Source organism: Streptomyces sp. NPDC030798, from assembly GCF_055572275.1.
This window is the reverse complement of record NZ_JBVIDR010000001.1, coordinates 1-23,728: the sequence shown is the minus strand read 5'-3', so window position 1 is coordinate 23,728 and position 23,728 is coordinate 1. Positions and strand designations below refer to the sequence as shown.

Below are 23,728 nucleotides of genomic sequence, written 5' to 3'. Positions count from 1 at the left end.
CTGCGCCGATCGGCCGATCGGCCGAACCGGAGCCCGTGAGGCATCCGCCGCGTGCCCCCGGGTACCCGGCGACCATGGACACTGCCATGTACGAAGCAGCCGCGGGCGGTCAGGTGTTCGGATACGTCCTCATCCTCGTCGCCGGCGTCGCCATCACCGCCGGCCTGGTGTGGGCGGTCCGGCTGGGCATGCGGGTGCGCGGGCGCGAACCGGCGACTCCCCGCCCCCACGAGCACCCGAAGCTGCCGCCCTCCGGCCCGGTCCACGAGAGCCAGGAGATCCGGGAGCCCCACGAGGTGCCCCGGGCCACCGACGAGAGCGAACGGCTCACCCCCCACCAGCTCGGCAACGTCGGCACCAAGCGGGCCGACGACCAGCGCCGCCCGCGCTGGTCGCCCGGTTCCAGCGGGTCCTTCGGGGGCGGGGGCGGCGGCCGCACCTGAGCGGTCCCGCCCGCCGTGCCCGGGTTTGCGTGCCCCGCGGTGCGGGGACCCGGGCAGGCACACACCGGACACGGGTCGCGACAGGCGCCGCAGCAGCCGCCGGACCGGCCCCGGGGAGCAGAAGGAAGATGAGCGCCGTGACCGCGCAGACCAGCGACAAGCCCGCCGTGCCCCACACCGGGACGGGCTGGGAGAAGGCTCCCCGAGGGCGGGGCAAGCGCATGCGCACCTGTCTGCCGGCCGTACTCGACCGGGATGCCCAGCCGGACGCCTGGGCGGACCCGGAGGGCAACATCGTGCGGGGCGAGGACTGAACGGCGGGGAACCGCACAGCGACACCGTCCGCGAGTGAACCGGGAACCAGAGCCTGCCGGAACCCCGGAGCCGCCGTGAAGAACCGGCGTGACAAACCGGCATGAACAAGCCGGTATGACAAACCCGGGCCGGATCCGGTCGATCGCCGTTAAGGTATGGCCAATGAAGGCTCTGGTGCTCTCCGGTGGTTCCGGCACCCGACTGCGGCCGATCACCCACACATCGGCGAAACAGCTCGTGCCGGTGGCCAACAAGCCCGTGCTGTTCTACGGCTTGGAGTCCCTCGCCGACGCGGGCATCACCGAGGTCGGCATGATCGTCGGCGACACCGCGGCGGAGATCGAGGAAGCCGTCGGCGACGGCTCCAAGTTCGGCCTCGACGTCACCTACATACCCCAGGAGCGCCCCCTCGGGCTCGCCCACGCGGTGCTGATCGCCCGCGAGTTCCTCGGCGACGACGACTTCGTCATGTACCTCGGGGACAACTTCGTCGTCGGCGGCATCCGCACCCTGGTCGAGGAGTTCCGCGCCACCCGCCCCGACGCCCAGATCCTGCTCACCCGCGTCCCCGACCCGCGCGCCTTCGGCGTCGCCGAACTCGACCCGGACGGCCAGGTGATCGGCCTGGAGGAGAAGCCCGAGCACCCCAAGAGCGACCTCGCGCTCGTCGGCGTCTACCTGTTCACGCCCGCCGTCCACCGCGCCGTACGCGCCATCCGGCCCTCCTGGCGGGGCGAGCTGGAGATCACCCACGCCCTGCAGCACCTCATCGACCACCGGGCCGACGTGCGCTCCACGGTCATCCAGGGCTACTGGAAGGACACCGGCAACGTCGACGACATGCTGGAGGTCAACCGGACCGTCCTGGAAGGCATGCAGCGGCGCATCGACGGCGAGGTGGACGAGACCTCCGAGACCGTCGGCCGCGTCGTGGTCGAGGAGGGCGCGCGGATCGTGGGCTCCCGGATCGTCGGACCGGCCGTCATCGGAGCCGGAACGGTCGTCACCGACTCCTACGTCGGGCCCTTCACCTCCATCGCGGAGAACTGCCGGATCACGGACAGCGAACTCGAGTTCTCCATCGTGCTGCGGGACTCCTCGATCGCCGGGGTGGGCCGGATCGAGTCCTCGCTGATCGGCCGGCACGTCGAGGTCACCCCGGCGGCCGGAGTTCCCAGTGCCCACCGCCTCGTCCTCGGAGACCACAGCAAGGTGCAGATCCGTTCATGAATCTCCTCGTCACCGGCGCCGCCGGGTTCATCGGCTCCCACTACGTCCGCATGCTCCTCGCCGACGACTCACCGGACGCCCCCCGCATCACCGTGCTGGACCGGCTGACCTACGCCGGCACACTCACCAACCTCCCCGCGAGCCATCCCCGGCTCGACTTCGTGCACGGCGACATCTGCGACGCCGGCCTGGTCGACAAGCTGATGACGGACGCCGACCAGGTCGTGCACTTCGCCGCCGAGTCGCACGTCGACCGGTCGATCGACGGGGCCGGCGAGTTCGTCCGCACCAATGTCGTCGGCACCCAGACCCTGCTGGACGCGGCCCTGCGGCACGGCGTCGGCCCGTTCGTGCACGTCTCCACCGACGAGGTCTACGGCTCCATCGAGTCCGGCTCCTGGCCCGAGACCCACCCCCTCGCGCCCAACTCGCCCTACTCCGCCTCGAAGGCCTCCTCCGACCTGCTCGCCCTCGCCCAGCACCGCACCCACGGCCTCGACGTCCGGGTCACCCGCTGCTCCAACAACTACGGCCCGCACCAGTTCCCGGAGAAGGTGATCCCGCTCTTCGTCACCAACCTCCTCGACGGCCTGACGGTCCCGCTCTACGGCGACGGGCGCAACGTCCGCGACTGGCTGCACGTCGACGACCACTGCCGGGGCATCGAGCTGGTGCGCACCGGGGGCCGCCCCGGTGAGGTCTACAACATCGGCGGCGGCACCGAGCTGAGCAACAAGGAACTGACCGGATTGCTGCTCGAGGCGTGCGGGGCCGGCTGGGACCGGGTCGCGTACGTGCCCGACCGCAAGGGGCACGACCTGCGCTACTCCGTCGACTGGAGCAAGGCCCGCGACGAACTGGGCTACCGGCCCGGCCGTGACTTCGCCACCGGGCTCGCCGAGACGGTCGCCTGGTACCGGGACCACCGGGACTGGTGGGAGCCCCTGAAGCGGCGGAGCGCGCGATGAGATGGCTGGTCACCGGCGCGGGCGGCATGCTCGGCCACGACACCGTCCAGGAACTGCGGGGACGCGGCGAGGACGTCACCGGCCTGGACCGGACGACGCTCGACATCACCGAACCCACCGCCGTGCGGCGGGCGTTCGACACCCACCGCCCCGACGTCGTCGTCAACTGCGCCGCCTACACGGCCGTGGACGACGCCGAGACCGACGAGGCCCGCGCCCTGCGTGTCAACGGCGACGGCCCCCGGCTGCTGGCCCGCGCCTGCGCCGCACGCGGCGCCCGCCTGATCCACGTCTCCACCGACTACGTCTTCTCCGGCGAGACCCGCGCCACCCCCTACCCCGAGGACCACCCGCCCGCCCCGCGCACCGCCTACGGCCGCACCAAACTCGCCGGGGAGCAAGCCGTCCTCGCCGAACTCCCGGGCGCGGCGCTGGTGCTGCGCACCGCCTGGCTGTACGGCGCCCATGGCCGCAACTTCGTGCGCACCATGCTGGAGCTGGAGATGCGCCGGGACACCGTGGACGTCGTCGACGACCAGCGCGGGCAGCCCACCTGGAGCGCCGACGTGGCCGCCCGGATCGCCGCCCTCGGCAGCACCGAGGCGCACGGCGTCCTGCACGCCACCAACTCCGGCGAGGCGAGCTGGTACGAGCTGGCCCGTGAGGTGTTCCGGCTGGCCGGCGCCGACCCCGGCCGGGTACGCCCGACCGACAGCCGCTCCTTTCCGCGGCCCGCGCCCCGCCCCGCCTACAGCGCCCTCGGGCACGCCCGCTGGCGGGAGGCCGGTCTGGCACCCCCGAGGGACTGGCGCTCCGCCCTGTACGAAGCACTGCCTCACATCCGCAAGGAGATGTCCCAGTGAAACGGCACGAGTTCCTGCGGGAGCTCCACAAGGTCACCGCGAACCGCAACTACCTGGAGATCGGCGTCAACGACGGCCGCAGCCTGACGCTGTCCCGGGTGCCCAGCATCGCGATCGACCCCGCGTTCAAGGTGGTCACGGAGATCCGCTGCGACGTGCACCTCGCGAAGGCCACCAGCGACGACTTCTTCGCCCGCGAGAACCCCCTCGCCCACCTCCGGGGCGGTCGGCACCCGCTGCGCAACCTCGCCCGCAACCGCAGCCCGTTCGGCTACTGGCGCCGCACCACCCTGGACCTGTCGTTCATCGACGGCATGCACCTCTTCGAGTACGCGCTGCGGGACTTCATCAACATCGAGAAGCACGCGGACTGGGCGAGCGTCGTCGTCTTCGACGACATGCTGCCGCGCAACGTCGACGAGGCGGCCCGGGACCGGCACACCAACGCCTGGACCGGCGACGTCTACAAGCTGATCGAGATCCTCGGCCGGCACCGTCCCGACCTGTCGCTGGTCCTGGTCGACACCGCGCCCACCGGACAGCTGGTGGTGTTCGGCGCCGACCCGGACAACACCGTCCTGAAGGACCGGTACGACGACGTCGTCGCGGAGTTCGAGGTGCCCGACCCGCAGAAGGTCCCCGAGTCGGTCCTGGAGCGCACCACGGCCGTCAAGCCGGAGGAGTTCCTGGCGGCCGGCTTCTGGAAGCCGCTGGTCGCCGCCCGCAACCGGGGCACCGGGCGCGCACGCGGCTGGGAGCCGCTGCGCCGCGCGGTGGCCCCGTACGCCGTCAGCCGCTGAACCCGCGCGGGTTCAGCCGCGCAGCCGCTCGTAGTGGGCGGAGCAGTCCGCGTGGGTGGGCAGCAGCCCGGACCGCTCCGCCTCGGCGAGCGTGGGCGCCGCGGCGTCCTTCTCCGACAGCACCGGCTCGATGCCCTCGGGCCAGGCGATGCCGAGCGCCGGGTCGAGGGGGTGCACCCCGTGCTCGCGTCCCGGCGCGTAGCCGGCCGAGCACAGGTACACCACGGTGGCGTCGTCGGTCAGCGCCATGAAGGCGTGCCCGAGGCCCTCGGCGAGGAACACCGCGTGCCGGGTGTCGTCGTCCAGCCGCACCGCCTCCCACCGCCCGAAGGTGGGGGAGCCGACCCGGATGTCCACCACCACGTCCAGCACGGCACCGCGCACACAGGTGACGTACTTGGCCTGCCCGGGCGGTACGTCGGCGAAGTGGACGCCGCGCAGCACGCCCCGCCGGGACACCGAGCAGTTGGCCTGGGCGAGCGCCAGGTCGTACCCGGTGGCCTCGCGGAACTCCGCTCCCCGGTACCACTCGTGGAAGCTGCCCCGCTCGTCCGGGAACACCTTGGGCTCCAGCACCCAGGCGCCGGCTATCTCCAACTCCCGCATTGTCTCAGGCCTTTCCGGTCGTCGTGGTCCGTCCGAGCACGGTGGCGAGCGCACGCCGGGCGCGGCCCGCCAGCCGGCGCAGCAGTCCGCGCGGCGCCGCGCGGGTCACCTGGACGTCCGCCCGGCCCGCTGTCAGCAGCAGCGGCAGCACGAGACCGCGGTCACCGGGCGGCCGCAGCTCCGTGCGCCAGACGGCGTTGCGCACCTCGCGCAGCGGCACCGCCGCCTCCAGCAGCGCGTGGGCGCCGTCGACGGGGGTGAGGACGGCCGCCCGGTCGAGCCTCCGCCCGGTGGCGGTGCCGGTCAGCCGCAGCGTGACCTCGGTGCTGTCCGCCACGTACAGCGGCAGCGCGACGGTGAGCACCTCGCTGTCGGAGACCGCCGCGTCGGCCGGGGTCAGCCGGTGCAGGCCGAGGGACTTCACGGCCCGGTCCACGTCCAGGGACAGGTTGCGGTGCTGTTTCGTCCAGTACGGCAGCACCACGCGGCCCGCGACGATCCCGGCGGTCGGCAGGGCGGGGCCGGGCGCCGGGGCGGGACCCAGGCGGCACTCCTTCGTCCAGCCGCCCAGCACGACCCGGACGTGGGCGTCCCACAGTCCGCCGGAGAGCGGGTCGCCGCCCGCCGCGACGGCGGGGTCGACCGTGGCCGTGCCCCGCAGCACCAGCCGGTTCCGGCCGTCCGCGGCCGGGACCCGCTCCCGGGCGACCTCGACCGGCTGGAAGAAGGACGCCCCGGTCTCCCGGTCGCGCAGCACCAGGTCGCAGGTCGCGTCCCCGAAACCGTCGTCGGCGGCCCCGGCCAGCCAGGCGGCCGCCTCGTCCGGGCCGGCGGGCGCGCCGTCGGCGGGCGGACGGGGGCCGGCCGGGTCCACCGTCAGCGGACCGTCCGTGTCGTGGTACTCGGCGTCGAACCGCACGCGCAGCGCCCCCTCGTGCCAGTCGACGCCCGTCGGCGTGGCCCGGGGCCGCACACCGGCCTCCCACTCGGCGTAGGCGACGAGGTCCTCGTAGCGGTCCTCCCGGATCAGCGCGGCGGTGATCCGCTGGCCGGGGCGCAGCCCGGGGGCGACGCCGGGGCCGAAGCGCTCCACGACCACCGCGTGCATCTCCCGGAACAGCTCGCGCCGGTAGTCGTCCGGCATCGCCAGCAGCCGGCGCCCGGTCATCCGCTCGACCATCTCCACCCGCAGCCAGCGGCGCAGCAGCCGGTCGCGCAGCGGGCCCGGCTCGGTGTACCGCTCGACGACGTCCAGGGCCTCGCGCAGGTTCTTGAAGTAGCCGACCGGGTCGAAGCGCTGGAACCCGGCGTTGGAGGCGTCCTCTCGGGCCACGTGGTAGTAGCAGACGTAGTCGGCGAGCACGGACACGTTGTCGGCGCGCAGATACGCCTCGGTGACGAAGACGTGGTCCTCCAGGCGCCGCCGGCCCTCCGGGAAGCGCAGCCCGGTGCGGTCCAGGAAGGAGCGCCGGACCATCTTGTGCGGGGTGAGGCTGTCGATCAGCGGGGCGTTCGCCACCGTGGCGTGCGGGCGGTTGCGGCGGAACAGCTCCACCGGCACCGGGCGGCCCTTGCCCGCCATCTTCCCGACGACCACGTCGGCCCCGTGCGCGACGCCGTACGCGTACATCCGTTCCAGGGCCTCGTCGCCGAGCCGGTCGTCGTTGTCGACGAACATCACGTACTCGCCCCGGGCGGCCTCGATGCCGACGTTGCGCGGCTTGCCCGACCAGCCCGAGTTCTCCTGGTGGACCACCCTGATGTGCGGATGCTCGGCGGCGAGCGCGTCGAGGCGGGCGGGAGTGGCGTCGGTGGAGCCGTCGTCGACGAAGATCACTTCGTACGCGTCGGGGGGCAGCGACTGCCGCAGCAGCGAGGCGATGCAGTCCTCGATGTACGGCCCGGGGTTGTAGACGGGTACGACGACGCTGACCTTGACCGGCATCCGGTTTCCAAGCCCCCTTGGTTCGCTTTCCGCAGCCTGGGTGGCGCGGTGCGCGTGGCCGCATGTTAACGCGGTCCCCGGTGCGGCCGTTGTGCCGTCCGGGGACCGCCGCGGTCCGTCAGGAGTGGGTAGGGCCCAGCAGTTCCAGGATCTCGGTCGTCGTACCGGACTCGCCGAGCCGGGGGAAGATCCGCTCGACGCTGCCCGCGTGCGCCGCGGGGTCGCTGTCGGCCATGGCGTCGGTGGCCAGGCTGACGTGGTAGCCGTGGGCGTAGGCGTCGCGGGCGGTGGACTCCACGCCGATGCTGGTGGCGATGCCGGTCAGCACGATCTGGGTGACCCCGCGGCGGCGCAGCTGGACGTCGAGGTCGGTGCCGTGGAAGGCGCTCCAGTTGTGCTTGGTGACACGGATGTCGCCGGGGTGGCCGGACAGCTCGTCGACCAGGACGTCCCAGCCCTCCGGGAACGCGAGTCCGCGCGCCTGGCGCTCGGTGCGCCCGGGCACGGCGTCCGCCCAGTCGGCCGCGAAGGAGACCCGCACCAGCACCACGGGCAGCCCGCGCGCGCGGAACGCGTCGGCGAGCTCGGCCGTGCGCGAGACGACATCCTTCGCCGGGTACGGCTCGGTGGGCATGCCCACGATGCCGTTCTGCAGGTCGATCGCGACGAGAGCGGTACGGGGGTCGAGAGTGGTCAGCGCCATGATGCGGTCAGGCCTTTCGAGGGAATCGTCGGTGGGGGAGTCGCTCGGGTCACGGCCGCGAGAGCCGTTCCATCAGCTCCAGCGCCCGCAGGACGGCCGCCCGCTCCTCCTCGGTGAAGCGGTCCTCGAAGGCGCGGGCCAGCCATTCCTCGCGCAGCTGCTTGTTGCCCTCGACGCGGGCCCGGCCCGCCTCGCTGAGGGTGACCAGCTGGCGCCGGCCGTCGTCGGGGTCGGGAGCGCGCCGGATCAGGCCGTGCTGCTCCAGGGCGGCCAGCGTCGTCGCCATCGACTGCGGCCGTACGCCCTCCTCGGCGGCCAGCGCGCTGGCCGTGGCCGCACCGTGCTTGCCGACCAGGGACAGCGCCGACTCCTGGGACGGCGTGAGATCGGCGTCCTGCGCCACCTCGCGGATACGGCGCCGCAGCCGGCTGAACACCACGCGCAGGTCGCGTGCCGCACGGGCGGCGGACTCGGAGATCTCGGGCATGGCGCCCACCCTAGAACCAGCAGCCGGAACTGTCCAGTTGCAACTGTTCAGTTTCAACTGTCTACGGGGGCCGCAATTCCCCTCCTCGGCGCCGTTGCACAGAGCAAGGAAGGGGTACCCGCAGGTCCTGGAAGAGCAAGGATGTCGGTGATCTCAGGGAGCGCAGATGACCCCACCGGACAGGTCCGGCCTGGAGGCGGCGCTGCGCGCCGAAGTGGACGGCGAGGTCCGCTTCGACGCGGGCAGCCGCGGCGCCTACGCCACGGACGGTTCCAACTACCGCCAGGTCCCCCTCGGCGTCGTCGTGCCCCGCACGGTGGAGGCGGGCGCGCGGGCCGTGTCCGTGTGCGCGCGCTTCGACGCCCCGGTGCTGTCCCGGGGCGGCGGCACCAGCCTCGCCGGCCAGTCGACCAACACGGCCGTGGTGATCGACTGGAGCAAGTACTGCACCAAGCTGCTGTCCGTCGACCCCGACCAGCGCACCTGCGTGGTCGAACCGGGCATCGTCCTGGACGAACTCAACCGCCGGCTCGCCGTCCACAAGCTGCAGTTCGGGCCCAAGCCGTCGACGCACAGCCACTGCGCCCTCGGTGGCATGATCGGCAACAACTCCTGCGGCTCCTCGGCCCAGGCCTACGGCAAGACCGTCGACAACGTACGCCGCCTGGAGATCCTCACCTACGACGGCCAACGCGCCTGGGTCGGCCCCACCTCGCCCGGCGAACGCGCCCGGATCATCGAGGGCGGCGGCCGGCTCGGCGAGCTGTACGCGGGCCTCGACCGCATCGCCACCGAGTACCTGGCCGACATCCGCCGCGGCTACCCGAAGATCCCGCGCCGCGTCTCCGGCTACAACCTCGACTCCCTGCTGCCCGAGAACGGCTTCGACGTGGCCAGGGCGCTCGTCGGCAGCGAGGGCACCCTGGTGACCGTCCTGCGCGCCGAACTCGACCTCGTGCCGGTGCCGCCGTACCAGTCCCTGCTGGTCCTCGGCTACGACGACATCTGCGCGGCCGGCGACGACGTGTCCGCTCTGCTGGAGCACTGCTCGCCGAGCCAACTGGAGGCACTGGACGGGCGCATGGCTCAGCTGATGCGCGAGGAGGGCGCCTACCTGGACTCGCTCGAGGTCCTGCCCGAGGGCGACAGCTGGCTGATGGTGCAGTTCAGCGGCGACAGCCAGGAGGACGTCGACGAGCAGGCGCACGCGCTGCTGCGCGCCGTCGGCCGCCACGAGAAGGACGCCGACGTCACCTTCTCCGACGACCCCGAGCGCGAGCAGAAGATGCTCAAGGCCCGCGAGGCCGGACTCGGCGTCACCGCCCGCCCGCCGGACGACCGGGAGACCTGGGAGGGCTGGGAGGACTCCGCGGTCCCGCCGGAGCGGCTCGGCGACTATCTGCGCGACCTGAAGAACCTGTTCCAGGAGTTCGACTACGACCACCCCTCCCTGTACGGGCACTTCGGGCAGGGCTGTGTGCACACCCGCATCCCCTTCGGGCTGAGGACCGCCGAGGGCGTCGCCGACTTCCGGCGGTTCCTGGAGCGCGCCGCCGACCTCGTCGCCTCCTACGGCGGCTCCCTGTCCGGCGAGCACGGCGACGGCCAGTCGCGGGGCGAGCTGCTCACCCGGATGTTCGGCGAACGGCTCGTGACCGCCTTCGGCGAGCTGAAGGCCCTCTTCGACCCCGGCAACCGGATGAACCCCGGCAAGGTCGTCCACCCCAACCCCGTGGACGGCCAGCTCCGCCTCGGCCCCGGCTGGACCCCGGACACCCCCGCGACCCACTTCCAGTTCCCCGAGGACGAGCACTCCTTCAACCGCGCGGTGATGCGCTGCGTCGGCATCGGCAACTGCCGCGGCCACTCCGGCGGCGTGATGTGCCCCTCGTACCGCGCCACGATGGAGGAGGAGCACTCGACGCGGGGCCGGGCCCGGCTGCTGTTCGAGATGCTCGACGGGCACGCGGACTCGGCGGTCAAGGACGGCTGGCGCTCCACCGAGGTGCGCGACGCGCTGGATCTGTGCCTGGCCTGCAAGGGCTGCAAGTCCGACTGCCCGACCGGGGTCGACATGGCGACCCTCAAGGCGGAGTTCCTGTCCCATCACTACGAGGGCCGGATGCGCCCCATGGCGCACTACTCCATGGGCTGGCTCCCGGTGTGGGCGCGGCTGTCCCGCGTCGCTCCGTCCCTGGTCAACTCCGCGCTCCACGCGCCCGGTCTCGCCCGCCTCGGCAAGCGCCTCGCCGGCATCGACGAGGCCCGCTCCGCCCCGGTGTTCGCCGGGCAGTCGTTCCTCCAGTGGTGGCAGGAGCGCGGCACCGAGGAGCCCGATCCGGCCGACCCGCGCACGGTCGTGCTGTGGCCCGACACCTTCAGCAGCTACTTCCACCCGTCCATCGCGATCTCCGCCGTACGGGTCCTGGAGGACGCCGGATTCCACGTGGCCGTCCCCACCAAGCCGGTGTGCTGCGGCCTGACCTGGATCTCCACCGGTCAACTGCCCGTCGCGAAGAAGGTGCTGCGCCGCACCCTCGGCGTGCTGCGGCCCTACCTGGAGGCGGGCACCCCGGTGATCGGACTCGAACCCTCCTGCACGGCCGTCTTCCGGGCCGACGCCCCCGAACTGATGCCCGCCGACCAGGACGTGCAGCGGCTCGCCGGACAGTTCCGCACCTTCGCCGAGCACCTGGTCCACCACGCGCCCGACGACTGGCGGCCACCGCAGCTCGCGCGGCAGGCGACCGTGCAGACCCACTGCCACCAGCACGCCATCATGAAGTTCGACGCCGACCGCGAACTGATGCGCCGCGCCCACCTGGACGCCGAGGTCCTCGACGAGGGCTGCTGCGGCCTGGCCGGCAACTTCGGCTTCGAACGCGGCCACCACGAGGTCTCCATGGCCGTCGCCGAGCACGGCGTACTGCCCGCCGTACGGGGCGCCGCCCCCGACAGCCTGGTCCTCGCCGACGGCTTCAGCTGCCGTACCCAGATCGAGGAGGGCGGCACCGGCCGCCGCGCCCTGCACCTCGCCGAGGTCCTGGCGCTCGGGCTCGACGGCACCCTGCCCAGCGACCACCCGGAGCGCCTGGCCACCCGCCCGTCCGAGCCGACCCGCACCGCCCGCTGGACGACGACCGCCTCCGCCGCGGCCCTCGTCGCGGCGGCCGGGGCAGGCGCGGCGCTACGGCTGCGCAGGAGGCCCTGAGGCCCGGCCGCACCAGCGAAGCGAGAACCAAGAGAAACCACGGAATCACCAGCACCACCAACCACGAGCACCACAAGAGCAAGCCGACACGTCCCAAGAGGAGAGGAACATGCCCGCCACCGTCGTCATCACCGGTGCCAGCGCCGGAATCGGCCGCGCCACCGCCCGCCTGTACGGCCGCCGCGGTGCGAACGTCGTGCTGGTCGCGCGTGGGGAGGGCGGCCTGCGGGCGGCCGCCGACGAGGTCGCGGCCCTCGGCGGACGCCCGCTGGTGCAGCCCGCCGACGTGGCCGACCCGGCCCAGGTGGAGGCCGTCGCCGAGGTCGCCGAGCGGGAGTTCGGGCCGATCGACATCTGGATCAACTGCGCGTTCTCCACGGTGTTCGCGCCGTTCGAGGAGATCACCGCCGAGGAGTTCCAGCGGGTCACCGAGGTGACGTACCTGGGCTTCGTCAACGGCACCCGCACGGCCCTCAAGCGCATGCTGCCCCGGGACCGGGGGACGATCGTCCAGGTCGGCTCGGCGCTCGGCGAACGCTCCATCCCGCTGCAGTCGGCGTACTGCGGCGCCAAGCACGCGATCAACGGCTTCACCTCCTCCCTGCGCACGGAACTTCTGCACCGCGGCAGCAACGTGCACGTCACGGTCGCCCAGATGCCCGCGGTCAACACCCCCCAGTTCGACTGGGTGCGCTCCCGGCTGTCCAAGCACCCGATGCCGGTGCCGCCGATCTACCAGCCGGAGGTGGCGGCGCGGGGCGTGGCGTACGCGGCCGACCACCCGCGACGCAAGCAGTACTACGTCGGCGCCACCACCATGGCCACCATCTGGGCCAACCGCTTCTTCCCCGCGCTGCTGGACCGCTACCTGGCCCGCACCGGGTACGACTCCCAGCAGAGCGACGCGATCCCGCCCGCCGACCTGGACAACCTCTTCGAGCCGGTCGACCGGGGTCCCGCCGACGACCACGGCGCCCACGGGGCCTTCGACGACCGCGCCCACGCCCGCTCCTGGCAGGAGACCCTCGCCCGGCACCCGGCGGCCACGGCGGTCGGCGCGGGCGTCGCCGTCCTCAGCGCCGTCGGCGGCATCCGACGGCTCGCCTCCTGACCGGCCTAGGCTGGAGGAGTGCGCCTGCTCCTGATGTCCGACACCCACCTGCCCAAGCGCGCCAAGCGGCTCCCGGAGGCGCTGCTCGCCGAACTCCCGCGCGCGGACGTGGTGTTCCACGCCGGTGACTGGGTGGACACGGCGACGCTCGATCTGCTGGAGAGCCGCAGCCGCCGGCTGGTCGGGGTGTACGGCAACAACGACGGCCCCGAACTGCGCGCCCGGCTCCCCGAGGTGGCGTACGCCGAGCTGGGCGGCCTGCGGTTCGGCGTGGTGCACGAGACCGGGCCCGCCCAGGGCCGCGAGGCGCGCTGCGCCGCCCGCTTCCCGGACCTGGACGTGCTGGTGTTCGGCCACAGCCACATCCCCTGGGACACCACCGCCCCCGGCGGGCTGCGCCTGCTCAACCCCGGCTCCCCGACCGACCGCCGCCGACAGCCCCACTGCACCTACCTCACGGCGACCCTCACCGACGGCACGCTCACCGAGGTGACCCTGCACCGCCTGCCCCGGCGATAGCGCCTGTGGCACGATGCCGGGATGATCTCCGGCTCCGGCATACCCGACGTCGTCCCCGCAGGCCGCCTCGCCGAGGGCCACCAGCCCGTACTCGGCCTCACCGGCGGGCTGGAGCTGCGGCCCTGGCGCCTGGACGACGCCGACGCGGACGCCCTGCTGGCCGCGGGGCAGGACCCGTCCATCAGCCGGTGGAACCTCTTCACGGTGAGCAGCCGGGACGAGGCCCGCGCCCGGATCGAGCGCCTGCACGCGCGCCGGCGCGCGGAGACCGGCGTCATCTGGGCCGTCGCCCCGGCCGGCGGAGCGCCTCTCGGGCTCGCCGGCCTCAACGACGTCGACCTCGCGGGCGGCTCGGCGGAAGTCGTCTACTGGGTGCTGCCCGAGGCACGGGGGAGCGGCATCGCCGTCACGGCGGCCCGGCGCCTTGCCCGGTGGGCCCTGGACGACCTCGGCCTGCACCGCCTGAGCCTCTACCACGCGACCGCCAACCCCGCCTCCTGCCGGGTCGCCGAGAAGGCCGGCTTCTCCCACGAGGGCACCCTGCGCAGCGCCCAGCTCCAGACAGACGGCTGGCACGACCTGCATCTGCACGCACTGGTGGGCACGGGGGTGTGAGCGGAGGGGAGAGGCATGGCGGATGGCCACGGGGGTGTGAGGCGGAGGGGGACGGCCGACGTGGTTGACCGAGGGGCCGGGGGAGATGACCGGGGTTGGTCGAGGGGCGGCGACTGAGGGGGCTCCGGGGACGGCCTGAGGGTGGTCGAGGGGCGGCGACTGAGAGGGCGCCGGGGGACGGCTGAGGGGTTGGCCGAGGGCGATTCGCCGGGGAGACGGTTGGGGCGGCGGTCGGGGGTGGCTGAGAGGCGGCGTCCGAGGATGGGCTGGAGGGTTGCCCAGGGGGGAGCCCGGGGGACGGCTGAGGGGTTGGCGGAGGGCGATTCGCCAGGGGACGGCTGGGGGTGGCTGCCCAGTGGATTGGCCGGGGGAGGGTTGGGGCGGCGGTCGGGGGTGGCTGAGAGGCGGCGTCCGAGGATGGGCTGGAGGGTTGGCCCAGGGGGGAGCCCGGGGGACGGTTGGGGCGGCGGCCGGGGGTGGCTGAGAGGCGGCGTCCGAGGATGGGCTGGAGGGTTGGCCCAGGGGGGCGCCCGGGGGACGGCTGAGGGGTTGGCGGAGGTCGATTCGCCAGGGGACGGCTGGGGGCGGCTGCCCAGGGGATTGGCCGGGGACGGCTGGGGGCGGTGGCCGACTGGGGTTGCCGTCGGGGATGGCGGAGGGCGGTGGCCGACTGAGGTTGCCGTCGGGGATGGCGGAGGGCGGTGGCCGAGGGGTGGGGCGAGGCGTCTGGGGACTCTACGCCCGGATGACGGCGCCCGGCTCGGGAGGCTTCCAGGCGGATGACAGGGCCCAGCCCGAGCACCGTCCGCGCCGACGACCGTGAGCAGTCGGCGTGGACGGGCCGCCCGGGAGACGGCCGGGCGGGCCGGCGGCCGGCATCCGGCACAGCCGCCGCAGATGCCCGCGCCCCGCCCCTCAGGACCGTCCCCGGGGGTGAATCGCCCCGTGTGTCTCCGTCAGGGGCGCCCCGCTGCCTCCCCAGCGCAGGGCGACGATCTCCGCCGCCACCGACACCGCCACCTCCTCGGGCGTCCGGGCTCCGAGGTCCAGGCCGACGGGGGAGCGCAGTCGGGCCAGTTGGCGGTGCGTGAGGCCCGACTCGGCCAGGCGGCGCAGCCGGTCCTCGTGGGTGCGGCGGCTGCCCATCGCGCCGATGTACGCCGCCGGGCGCCGCAGTGCCTCCCGCAGCAGCGGCACGTCGAACTTCGGGTCGTGGGTGAGCACGCAGATGACGGTGCGCGCGTCGGTCTCCGTCCCGCGCAGATAACGGTGCGGCCAGTCCACGACGACCTCGACCCCCTCGGGAAACCGCCGGGGCGTGGCGAACACCGGGCGGGCGTCGCACACGGTCACCCGGTAGCCGAGGAAGTCACCGATGCGCGCCACCGCGGCCGCGTAGTCGATCGCGCCGAACACCAGCATCCGCGGCGGCGGCGCGAACGACTGCAGGAACACGCCGACCTCGTCCTCGCGCCGCTCGCCGTGCGGCCCGTAGTGCCTGAGACCCGTCGCTCCGAGGGCGAGTTCCCCGCGCGCGTCGGCGGCCACCGCCGCGTCCAGGCCCGGCGCGCCGAGCCCCCCGGCAGCCGCCCCCGGCCACACCGCCAGGGTCGCCCCGCACGGCGCCGGCCCGTCCACCACGGTCGCCACGGTGACCGGCTCACCGCCCGCCACCGAGGCGGCGACCGCCCCGAAGGCGGGATCCCGGGCCGGGGTGACCGGCCGTACCAGCACGGTGATCTCGCCGCCGCAGGTCAGCCCCACCGCGAACGCGTCCTCGTCGCTGTAGCCGTACGTCGCCGTCCGCGCCTCGCCGCTCGCGAGCACCTCCAGGGCGAGCTCGAACACCGCGCCCTCCACACAGCCCCCGGAGACGCTGCCGACGACCTCGTCGTCGGGTCCGACCGCCATCGCGGCGCCGGGCCCGCGGGGCGCGCTGCGGCTGACCGCGACCACCGTGGCCAGCGCGAACGGCACATGGGCGGCGTACCACCGGTCCAGCACGGCGAGAATCTCACGCATCGTCCGCTCCTCGGTCACGCCTGCCGCGACAGGTAGTTGAACATTAATCCGTTGGCGCGCCGGCCGTCGTTCTGCTGCACTGCACCGGTCGAGTCCCCGGAAAGAGCCAGGAGCGATCATGCGCGCACCGTTCATGTCCATCCAGCAAGGAATCGCCCGCTCACACAAGGACATGACGCTTCGTGCACTTGCTCAACCTGGGAATCCTCGCGCACGTCGACGCAGGTAAGACCAGCCTGACCGAACGGCTGCTGCACACCGCCGGAGTCACCGACGAGATCGGCAGCGTGGACGCCGGAAACACCCGGACGGACACCCTCGCGCTGGAACGGCAGCGCGGCATCACCATCAAGTCGGCCGTCGTGTCGTTCCCGCTCGACACGGTGACCGTCAACCTCATCGACACCCCCGGTCACCCGGACTTCATCGCCGAGGTGGAACGGGTCCTCGGCGTGCTGGACGGCGCCGTCCTGGTCGTCTCGGCCGTCGAGGGCGTCCAGGCGCAGACCCGGATCCTCATGCGCACCCTGCGCCGGCTGCGCATCCCCACCCTCGTCTTCGTCAACAAGATCGACCGGCGCGGCGCCCGGGACCGCGTCCTGCTGGCCGAGATGGCCCGCCGGCTGGCCGTACCGCTGGTGCCGGCCGGGACGGCGGCCGGGCTGGGCACCCGCGACGCCCGCTTCGTCCCCGGGCTCGGCCCGGCGGCGCTCGACGCGCTCGCGGACCACGACGACGACCTGCTGGCCGCCTATGTGGCCGGCCGTCTCCGCGACGACCGCCTGCACACCGCCCTCGCCGCCCAGACCCGCCGCGCCCTGGTCCATCCGGTCTACTTCGGGTCCGCCCTCACCGGCGCCGGGGTGGACGAGCTGGTCGTCGGCATCGAACGGCTGCTGCCCGCCGCCGAGGGCGACCCGGACGGCCCGCCGGCCGGCACGGTGTTCAAGGTGGAGCGGGGCCCCGCGGGGGAGAAGATCGCCTACGCGCGGATCTTCACCGGCACCCTGCGCGTGCGCGACCGCATCCCGTTCGGGGACGGCCGCGAGGAGGGCAGGGTCACCGCGCTCGCCGTCTTCGACCACGGCGCCGACGTCCGGCAGGAGAGCGTCGGCGCGGGCCGCATCGCCAAGGTGTGGGGCCTCGGCGGCATCCGGGTCGGCGACGCGCTCGGCACGCCGGGCAGGGCCTGCGAGCACCACTTCGCGCCGCCGACCCTGGAGACCGTCGTGGTCCCCGGCCCCGGCACCGACCGGCGCTCCCTGCACCTGGCGCTCACCCAGCTCGCCGAGCAGGACCCGCTGATCGGCGTCCGCCACGACGAGCTGCGCGGCGAGACCTCCGTCTCCCTCTACGGCGAGGTGCAGAAGGAGGTCCTCCAGGCCACCCTCGCCGACGACTACGGCCTGGACGTCGGCTTCCGGGAGACCACCACCCTGTGCATCGAACGGCCCGTCGGCAGCGGCCGGGCGGTGGAGTTCAACAAGAAGGACGCCAACCCGTTCCTCGCCACCGTCGGTCTGCGGGTCGACCCGGCCCCGCCCGGCTCGGGCGTCGCGTTCCGCCTGGAGGTGGAGCTGGGCTCCATGCCGTACGCCTTCTTCAAGGCCGTCGAGGACACCGTCCGCGAGAGCCTCGGCCAGGGGCTGCGCGGCTGGGCGATCCCCGACTGCACGGTCACCATGACCCACTCCGGCTACTCGCCCCGGCAGAGCCACGCCCACCAGGGCTTCGACAAGAGCATGTCGAGCACCGGCTACGACTTCCGCGGCCTGACCCCGCTCGTCCTGGTCGAGGCGCTGCGCCGGGCGGGCACCCGGGTGCACGAGCCGATGCACCGCTTCCGCATCGAGGCCCCGGCGGACACCCTGGGCGCCCTGCTGCCGGTGCTGGCCCGGCTGGGCGCCGTACCGGAGACCACCGCGGCGCAGGGCCCGGCCTGTGTCCTGGAGGGGGCCGTGCCGGCCGCCCGGGTCCATGAGCTGGAGCAGCGGCTGCCCGGGCTCACCCGGGGCGAGGGCGAGCTGGAGACCGCCTTCGACCACTACGCGCCCGTCACCCGGGGCCCGGTCCCCGAGCGGCCGCGCACCGACCACAACCCGCTCAACCGGAAGGAGTACCTGCTGAACGTGACGCGCCGCAGGGGCGACTGAGCTGACTCATAGTCAACTTACTCGCGAGTCAGAAGTATTGACGCTGTCCGGAAATCGCCGGACTGTGGTGTACATGTCGAATATCAGGACGCGATTGCTGCTCGCGCTGGTCGTCCTCTGCGGATTCCTGACGGTGGCGGGCGCCCGGCCCGCCACCGCCGCCACCCCCACCGACTCCCTCTGGTTCGACAACACCCCCCTCACCGTGCGCGGCGGCCGCTTCCTCGACGGCCAGGGCCGCGAGGTCGTGCTGCGCGGCTACAACGTCTCCGGCGAGACCAAACTGGAGGAGAACGGCGGCCTGCCCTTCGCCTCGGTCGCCGACGCCCAGAAGTCCGCGACCGCGCTGCGCGCCCTCGGCGGCGGCAACGCCGTCCGCTTCCTGCTCTCCTGGGCGCACGCCGAACCCGCGCGCGGTCAGGTGGACACCGCCTACCTGGCCGCCGTCACCGAGCAGATGCGCGCCTTTCTCGACGCGGGCATCCGGGTCTACCCCGACTTCCACCAGGACCTGTACTCCCGCTACCTGTTCAACAGCGGAAGCTGGTACACCGGGGACGGCGCCCCCCCATGGGCCGTGGACGCCGGGAGCTACCCCAAGGAGTCCTGCGGCATCTGCCTGTTCTGGGGCCAGAACATCACCCAGAACGCGGCCGTGCAGCAGGCCCAGTACGACTTCTGGCACAACGCCCACGGCGTCCAGGACGCCTTCCTCACCACCGCCCAGTCCGTTATGACCTACCTGCGGCAGCACCTGGGCGAGAGCGAGTTCGCGGGCGTCGTCGGCTTCGACCCGTACAACGAGCCGTACGCCGGCCGCTACGACTCCGGGCAGACCTCACGCACCTGGGAACGCGACCTGCTCTGGCCGTTCTACGTCAAGTTCCGTGCCCGCATGGACGCCGCCGGCTGGCAGGACAAGCCCGCCTTCGTCGAGCCGAACCTCTTCTGGAACGCCAACATCTCCACCCAGAAGCAGGAGGGCGGCCTGCTGGACGCGGGCACGCTCGGCCCGGGCTATGTCCTCAACACCCACTTCTACGACCAGAAGGCCATCTCCGGCATCCTGATGTGGGGCAAGGCGGCCGACGGCCAGTACGCCTCCGACTTCGGCGCCGTCCGCGACCGCGCCTCGGCCGCCGGAACCGCGGCCATGGTCAGCGAGTTCGGGCACCCCCTGTCCGGCACGGTGTCCGACAAGGCGCCGACGGTCCTCAAGGCGATGTACCAGGCACTCGACTCCCGTGTTCCCGGCGCGCGTTGGTGGACGAACCCGGCCGCCTCCGGTCCGGTGCTGTCCGGGTCCCAGTGGCAGTGGGACCTCTACAACGGCCGTCACCACGAGCTGATGAACGGCAACCCCGACAAGGTCCTCACCAGCGGCGACGGCTGGAACGACGAGGACCTGTCCGCCGTCGCCCTGGACGGCTCGGGCAAGGTCGCACTGCGCCAGGACGCGCGGCTGCTGGACCGGATCTACCCGGCCGCCACCGCCGGCACCCCCCTCGCCTTCACCTACGAGGACCGCTCCCGCGACGGCTCCACCACCCTGACCTGGAACCCGGTGCCGAGCTCACTGCCGAACGTGGCGCGCCTGGTGGGCTCCGGGCAGTACGGGCTGCTGGTGTGGCGCTCCGGCAGCGGCGGCGCGCCGACCGACCTGCACCTCCCGGCCTCGTTCCCCACCTCCGCGACCACCGTCGTCTCCGACCTGGGCACGGTCTTCGGGCCGCCCGCCCACTCCGCCTCGACCCCGGTCGGCGTGGCTCCGGAGCCGGGCGGCACCGGCAGCCGCCGGCTGCTGCTCAGCGACACCGACTCCGGCGTCCTGCACTACGCGCTGGTGACCAACGGCGCCACGGCACCCTCCGCGGACCTGCTGAGCGCGGCCGGGTCCGAGCTGGCCGCGTGGGCGGCGGCACGCTTCTGAACCGGAGTACGGCCTCCGGGGGACCGTTCCCGGAGGCCGTACGGCTCGACTGCCCGACCGCTCAACTGCCCGACGGGCCCGTCCAGTCGGTCTGCACATGCCCCAGCCGGACGCGCTGCGGGTGGTCGCCCACCGGGACGGACGTGACCTTCTTGCCGGTGGCGAAGTCGATCGCGGTGACCTGGTCGGCGCCGCTCTCGGAGATGATGCAGTCCTTGCCGTCGCCGCTGACCGTGGCCCAGTACGGCTTGGAGGCCGGCACCAGCGGACCCTCCTGCAGGCCGGCGCGGTCCACCACGGTGGCGTAGTCGTCCATGGTGCCCGCGACGCACAGCTTGGTGCCCTCGGGGTTCATCGAGATGCCGTGGTGGCGCGAGTCGTTGACCCAGGTGGTGCGGTCCTCGCTGGTCGCCGGGTTCTTCGGCAGCGTCTTCATCCGGGTGATCTTGTCGGCGGCGACGTCGTACTCGAGGAAGCCGTTGAAGAACGACACCTGGAAGTACAGCTTCGACTCGTCGGGGGAGAAGACCGCCGGGCGGACGGCGTCGGAGAAGTCCTTCAGACCGAACGCGTCCAGCCGCTGCCGCATGTCGATGACCTTGACCTGCTTGTACGTCGTCGCGTCGACGACCGTGATGTGCCGGTCGCCCTTGGTCCAGTCCCAGCCCGGGTCGTCCAGGGAGGTGTTGACGTCCCCGATGGACATGTTCCAGATGTACTTGCCGTCCTTGGTGAAGATGTTCTCGTGCGGCTTGTCGCCGGTCGCGAACGACCCGAGCTGCTTGCCTGTGGTGATGTCCAGGACGTGCACCGTGTTCGCCGTCGAGGCGGAGACGGCCACGCGGGTGCCGTCCGGCGAGACCGCCATGTGGTCGGCGCGGTAACCGGCCACCGGGAAACGCCAGTTGATCTTTCCGGTGGCCAGATCGATGGAGACCACGTCCGCGAAGCTCGGCCGGGAGACGACCACCGACCTGCCGTCCGGCGTGGAGTACATGTCGTCGGCGAACTGGTCGTGGCCCTCGCCGACGCTGTTGCGGATCGCCTGGAAGTAGATCCACTTGATCGGGTCGGCGTTGATCTCGGCCATCCGCTGGTCCTTGTCCGGGATGACGTTGATCCGGCCGATCTTTGCGAAGTCTCCGGAGGACTTGATGACATCGGCGGTGCCGTCCCAGTTGTTGCCCACGAACAGCACCTCCCGCAGACCGGAGGTCCCGGACGCGGAGGACGCGGCGGAGGCGGCCGTCGCCGGGGCGGCGACGGTCAGGACAAGGGCGGCGGCCACGGAGCAAAGGTGCCTGGATCTGGAGGCAGACATGACTGCTCTCCTTCCTCGGGGAAATCTGAACACGGGTGCATTCACAGTGAACTTACTGAAAAGTAAGGAGGGGGTGGCCTTCTCGACAAGATGTGTGCACGACAAGATTGGGAGACCGGTGGGGCGACGGAGGGGGAAAGCGTGACGGGGAGGCTCAGGGCGCCGACGGGCCGCTACGGCGGCAGGTCCGCCGAGGAGCGGCAGGCCGAGCGGCGCCGCCGCTTCCTGGCCGCCGCCCTCCAGCTGTTCGGCGACAGCCCCGGCTACCGCGCGACGACCGTCGCCGCGCTGAGCCAGGCCGCGGGCCTGTCCACCCGCCAGTTCTACGAGGAGTTCCGCACCCTCGAGGACGTCCTCGCCGCACTGCACCTGGAGGTCAACGGCTGGGCGGAGCGGGCGGTGCTCGACGCGCTCGCGGAGGCGGAGGGGCTGCCGCTGGCCGAACGGGTCGCCGTGCTGTTCCGCGCCTACGCGCGGGACGTCACCTGCGACCCGCGCCGCATCCGGATCACCTTCGTGGAGATCATCGGGGTCAGCCCCCGCCTGGAGGAGCAGCGGCTCGCCCGGCGGGCCCGCTGGGTCGACCTGATCCGCGCGGAGGCCGACGCGGCCGCGGCGCGCGGAGAGGCGGCGCCGCGCGACTACCGGCTCGCGGCCACGGCCTTCATCGGGAGCGTCAACGGCCTGCTGCACGACTGGAGCGCCGGCTGGGTGGACGCGAGCCTGGACGAGGTCGTCGACGAGCTCGTCCGTCAGCTCCTCGGCATCCTGCGCCCGCAGGGCTGGCGTCCCGGAGCCTGAGCAGGGCACGTCGCGCCAGGTGAGCGGGTTCGGCGCGCGCGATCGGCCCGGAGCTGGTCTGCTGGTGCGGGGGGTGTCGTACTGTTTCGCACCCGTTCTCCGGAGCAACGCATGAGCACGTATCGAGTCGCGCAGGTGACCGCAGCGGGCGGCACGTTCGAACTGGCCGAGCGGGAGGTGCCGCGGCCGGCCCCGGCCACGTGCGGATCGACGTGGAGGCGTGCGGGATCTGTCACAGCGACGCCCTGTTCGTGAGCGGGGCGCTGCCCGGCGTGTCGTTCCCGCTGGTCCCCGGGCACGAGATCGCCGGGCGGATCGAGGAGCTGGGCGAGGGTGCCGAGGGCCGCGGCCGGCAGGTGGGCGACCGGGTGACCGTCGGCTGGTTCGGCGGGAGCTGCGGCCACTGCCGGCCCTGCCGGGAGGGCGACTTCATCGTGTGCCGGAACCTGAAGGTGCCCGGCTGGGCCTACGACGGCGGCTTCGGCGAGCAGGTGATCGCGCCCGCCGACGCCCTGGCCCGGATCCCCGACGCGCTGGCCGCGAGCGATGCCGGGCCCATGGCATGCGCCGGCGTGACCACGTACAACGGGCTGCGGCGCAGCTCCGCCCGGCCCGGAGACCTCGTCGCCGTACTGGGTCTCGGGGGCCTCGGGCACCTCGGGGTGCAGTACGCGGTCGCCATGGGCTTCGAGACGGTCGGGATCGCCCGCGGCGCCGAGAAGGCCGACTTCGCCAAGCAGCTCGGCGCCCACCACTACGTCGACAGCACCTCCGGCACGCCGGTCGCCGAGGCGCTGCAGTCCCTGGGCGGCGCCAAGGTGGTGCTGGCCACCGCCGGCAACTCCGACGCCATCACGGCGACCGTGGACGGGCTGGCGCACCGAGGGGAACTGGTGGTCATCGGCGCCGACACCGCGCCGCTCGGCATCAACCCGGCCCAGCTGCTGATGAGCGGCCGCGTGGTGCGCGGGCACCCGTCCGGCACCGCGCAGGACGTGCAGGACACCATGGCCTTCAGCGCCCTGCACGGCATCTGCCCGATGACCGAGACGGTGCCCCTCGACCAGGCGGACGAGGCCTACCGGAAGATGCTCTCCGGCAGAGCCCGCTTCCGCATGGTCCTCACCGGCACCGGCTGACGGAGCCGGCGACCCCTCCGACGGCACGTTCACCAACGTCACCGCGGGCCTGTGACGGGACGCCCGTCGACGCGGCCCTACCGGGCGGCGGCGAGCAGCAGCAGGCTCGCCGCCGCCGGCAGGGCGCCGGCGAGCAGGCACCAGGCGAGGAGCCGCTGGCGGAGCATTCGGTAGCGGGCCTCGTACGCCTGTCGCAGTTCCGTTGCGCGGTGGGCGGTGCGGTGCCAGGAGGTGCGGGCCAGGGCGAGGTACTCCGCCTCGAAGTGGCGCTCCAGCTCGTCCCGTTGGGTGTCGGTGAGCCAGCCGAGGTGTGCGGCGACGCGGGCCGCCGCCGTGCGGCCCTCCTCCCGGGTCGCGGCGAGCAGCAGGTGGCCCTCGATCTCCTGGACGAGGGCCCGTTCGTCGTGGGCGCTCACTGCGCGGTCAACTCCCGCTCGGGCGCTGCGGAGTTGGGGTGGTGCAGGTCGAACGCCGGGGACTCGGAACGGATGCGGGGCAGGGTCACGAAGTTGTGGCGGGGCGGCGGGCAGGAGGTCGCCCACTCCA

General features: G+C 72.9%; 20 protein-coding genes and 1 pseudogene. 14 read left to right on the top strand and 7 right to left on the bottom strand.

The features are described 5' to 3' along the window. The first annotated feature begins 86 nt into the window (after positions 1-86). The 6 genes from ACZ404_RS00105 to ACZ404_RS00080 all read left to right on the top strand — a co-directional run bounded on the left by ACZ404_RS00105 (position 87) and on the right by ACZ404_RS00080 (position 4,619). The gene (locus ACZ404_RS00105) at positions 87-443 is read left to right on the top strand and encodes a DUF6479 family protein (RefSeq protein ID WP_468434982.1); all 357 of its coding nucleotides are present in this window, start codon (positions 87-89) and stop codon (positions 441-443) included. A gap of 128 nt (positions 444-571) precedes the next feature. Then, positions 572-757, top strand: a complete 186-nt coding sequence (locus tag ACZ404_RS00100) for a hypothetical protein (protein WP_468434981.1) — start codon at positions 572-574, stop codon at positions 755-757. A gap of 163 nt (positions 758-920) precedes the next feature. After that, on the top strand, positions 921-1,988 hold the full coding sequence (locus ACZ404_RS00095) for a glucose-1-phosphate thymidylyltransferase (protein ID WP_468434980.1): 1,068 nt from the start codon (positions 921-923) through the stop codon (positions 1,986-1,988). Then, entirely contained in the window at positions 1,985-2,956 is a 972-nt protein-coding gene (rfbB, locus tag ACZ404_RS00090) for a dTDP-glucose 4,6-dehydratase (RefSeq protein WP_468434979.1), read from the top strand. The genes ACZ404_RS00095 and rfbB overlap by 4 nt, the downstream gene beginning before the upstream one ends. Continuing rightward, positions 2,953-3,819, top strand: a complete 867-nt coding sequence (rfbD, locus tag ACZ404_RS00085) for a dTDP-4-dehydrorhamnose reductase (protein ID WP_468434978.1) — start codon at positions 2,953-2,955, stop codon at positions 3,817-3,819. The genes rfbB and rfbD overlap by 4 nt, the downstream gene beginning before the upstream one ends. After that, positions 3,816-4,619 (top strand): class I SAM-dependent methyltransferase, encoded by an 804-nt coding sequence (locus ACZ404_RS00080; RefSeq protein ID WP_468434977.1) that lies wholly within the window; start codon positions 3,816-3,818, stop codon positions 4,617-4,619. The genes rfbD and ACZ404_RS00080 overlap by 4 nt, the downstream gene beginning before the upstream one ends. 12 nt (positions 4,620-4,631) lie before the next feature. Here the strand turns inward: ACZ404_RS00080 and rfbC are convergent, their stop codons facing one another. From rfbC to ACZ404_RS00060, 4 genes are all read right to left on the bottom strand, one after another. Continuing rightward, positions 4,632-5,225 (bottom strand): dTDP-4-dehydrorhamnose 3,5-epimerase, encoded by a 594-nt coding sequence (gene rfbC / locus ACZ404_RS00075; RefSeq protein WP_468434976.1) that lies wholly within the window; start codon positions 5,223-5,225, stop codon positions 4,632-4,634. Between the two features lie 4 nt (positions 5,226-5,229). After that, the gene (locus ACZ404_RS00070) at positions 5,230-7,170 is read right to left on the bottom strand and encodes a glycosyltransferase family 2 protein (RefSeq protein ID WP_468434975.1); all 1,941 of its coding nucleotides are present in this window, start codon (positions 7,168-7,170) and stop codon (positions 5,230-5,232) included. A 118-nt stretch (positions 7,171-7,288) separates the two neighbouring features. After that, a complete protein-coding gene (locus ACZ404_RS00065; RefSeq protein ID WP_468434974.1) occupies positions 7,289-7,873 on the bottom strand; it encodes a hydrolase in 585 nt (194 codons plus the stop codon). A 49-nt stretch (positions 7,874-7,922) separates the two neighbouring features. After that, entirely contained in the window at positions 7,923-8,360 is a 438-nt protein-coding gene (locus ACZ404_RS00060) for a MarR family winged helix-turn-helix transcriptional regulator (protein WP_468434973.1), read from the bottom strand. A 166-nt stretch (positions 8,361-8,526) separates the two neighbouring features. On the opposite strand from ACZ404_RS00060, the gene ACZ404_RS00055 reads away from it, so the two are divergent. The 4 genes from ACZ404_RS00055 to ACZ404_RS00040 all read left to right on the top strand — a co-directional run bounded on the left by ACZ404_RS00055 (position 8,527) and on the right by ACZ404_RS00040 (position 13,816). Then, positions 8,527-11,571, top strand: coding sequence for an FAD-binding and (Fe-S)-binding domain-containing protein (locus ACZ404_RS00055; RefSeq protein WP_468434972.1), 3,045 nt, complete (start codon positions 8,527-8,529; stop codon positions 11,569-11,571). 109 nt (positions 11,572-11,680) lie between these two features. After that, positions 11,681-12,682 (top strand): SDR family oxidoreductase, encoded by a 1,002-nt coding sequence (locus ACZ404_RS00050; RefSeq protein WP_468434971.1) that lies wholly within the window; start codon positions 11,681-11,683, stop codon positions 12,680-12,682. 18 nt (positions 12,683-12,700) lie between these two features. Next, on the top strand, positions 12,701-13,201 hold the full coding sequence (locus ACZ404_RS00045) for a metallophosphoesterase family protein (protein WP_468434970.1): 501 nt from the start codon (positions 12,701-12,703) through the stop codon (positions 13,199-13,201). A 21-nt stretch (positions 13,202-13,222) separates the two neighbouring features. Then, on the top strand, positions 13,223-13,816 hold the full coding sequence (locus tag ACZ404_RS00040) for a GNAT family N-acetyltransferase (protein WP_468434969.1): 594 nt from the start codon (positions 13,223-13,225) through the stop codon (positions 13,814-13,816). 915 nt (positions 13,817-14,731) lie between these two features. Here ACZ404_RS00040 and ACZ404_RS00035 read toward each other — a convergent pair. Then, complete coding sequence (locus tag ACZ404_RS00035) at positions 14,732-15,838, bottom strand: XdhC family protein (RefSeq protein WP_468434968.1); 1,107 nt, start codon at positions 15,836-15,838, stop codon at positions 14,732-14,734. 182 nt (positions 15,839-16,020) lie between these two features. Between ACZ404_RS00035 and ACZ404_RS00030 the strand changes: the two genes are divergently transcribed. Further along, on the top strand, positions 16,021-17,991 hold the full coding sequence (locus tag ACZ404_RS00030) for a GTP-binding protein (RefSeq protein ID WP_468434967.1): 1,971 nt from the start codon (positions 16,021-16,023) through the stop codon (positions 17,989-17,991). Positions 17,992-18,064: 73 nt separating this feature from the next. Then, positions 18,065-19,921, top strand: a complete 1,857-nt coding sequence (locus ACZ404_RS00025) for a cellulase family glycosylhydrolase (RefSeq protein WP_468434966.1) — start codon at positions 18,065-18,067, stop codon at positions 19,919-19,921. A gap of 61 nt (positions 19,922-19,982) precedes the next feature. Here the strand turns inward: ACZ404_RS00025 and ACZ404_RS00020 are convergent, their stop codons facing one another. After that, a complete protein-coding gene (locus ACZ404_RS00020; protein WP_468434965.1) occupies positions 19,983-21,242 on the bottom strand; it encodes a YncE family protein in 1,260 nt (419 codons plus the stop codon). A 141-nt stretch (positions 21,243-21,383) separates the two neighbouring features. Between ACZ404_RS00020 and ACZ404_RS00015 the strand changes: the two genes are divergently transcribed. Next, on the top strand, positions 21,384-22,043 hold the full coding sequence (locus tag ACZ404_RS00015) for a TetR/AcrR family transcriptional regulator (protein WP_468434964.1): 660 nt from the start codon (positions 21,384-21,386) through the stop codon (positions 22,041-22,043). A gap of 111 nt (positions 22,044-22,154) precedes the next feature. Next, a pseudogene (locus ACZ404_RS00010) lies at positions 22,155-23,182 on the top strand (alcohol dehydrogenase catalytic domain-containing protein). A gap of 77 nt (positions 23,183-23,259) precedes the next feature. Here ACZ404_RS00010 and ACZ404_RS00005 read toward each other — a convergent pair. Continuing rightward, entirely contained in the window at positions 23,260-23,598 is a 339-nt protein-coding gene (locus ACZ404_RS00005) for a hypothetical protein (RefSeq protein ID WP_468434963.1), read from the bottom strand. Positions 23,599-23,728: the final 130 nt, after the last annotated feature.

Bases quoted from the DNA above. Each gene is read 5' to 3' on its own strand.
- ACZ404_RS00105 (WP_468434982.1), top strand. From the start codon at position 87: ATGTACGAAGCAGCCGCGGGCGGTCAGGTGTTCGGATACGTCCTCATC.
- ACZ404_RS00100 (WP_468434981.1), top strand. From the start codon at position 572: ATGAGCGCCGTGACCGCGCAGACCAGCGACAAGCCCGCCGTGCCCCAC.
- ACZ404_RS00095 (WP_468434980.1), top strand. From the start codon at position 921: ATGAAGGCTCTGGTGCTCTCCGGTGGTTCCGGCACCCGACTGCGGCCG.
- rfbB (WP_468434979.1), top strand. From the start codon at position 1,985: ATGAATCTCCTCGTCACCGGCGCCGCCGGGTTCATCGGCTCCCACTAC.
- rfbD (WP_468434978.1), top strand. From the start codon at position 2,953: ATGAGATGGCTGGTCACCGGCGCGGGCGGCATGCTCGGCCACGACACC.
- rfbC (WP_468434976.1), bottom strand. From the start codon at position 5,225: ATGCGGGAGTTGGAGATAGCCGGCGCCTGGGTGCTGGAGCCCAAGGTG.
- ACZ404_RS00070 (WP_468434975.1), bottom strand. From the start codon at position 7,170: ATGCCGGTCAAGGTCAGCGTCGTCGTACCCGTCTACAACCCCGGGCCG.
- ACZ404_RS00065 (WP_468434974.1), bottom strand. From the start codon at position 7,873: ATGGCGCTGACCACTCTCGACCCCCGTACCGCTCTCGTCGCGATCGAC.
- ACZ404_RS00060 (WP_468434973.1), bottom strand. From the start codon at position 8,360: ATGCCCGAGATCTCCGAGTCCGCCGCCCGTGCGGCACGCGACCTGCGC.
- ACZ404_RS00055 (WP_468434972.1), top strand. From the start codon at position 8,527: ATGACCCCACCGGACAGGTCCGGCCTGGAGGCGGCGCTGCGCGCCGAA.
- ACZ404_RS00050 (WP_468434971.1), top strand. From the start codon at position 11,681: ATGCCCGCCACCGTCGTCATCACCGGTGCCAGCGCCGGAATCGGCCGC.
- ACZ404_RS00040 (WP_468434969.1), top strand. From the start codon at position 13,223: ATGATCTCCGGCTCCGGCATACCCGACGTCGTCCCCGCAGGCCGCCTC.
- ACZ404_RS00035 (WP_468434968.1), bottom strand. From the start codon at position 15,838: ATGCGTGAGATTCTCGCCGTGCTGGACCGGTGGTACGCCGCCCATGTG.
- ACZ404_RS00025 (WP_468434966.1), top strand. From the start codon at position 18,065: ATGTCGAATATCAGGACGCGATTGCTGCTCGCGCTGGTCGTCCTCTGC.
- ACZ404_RS00020 (WP_468434965.1), bottom strand. From the start codon at position 21,242: ATGTCTGCCTCCAGATCCAGGCACCTTTGCTCCGTGGCCGCCGCCCTT.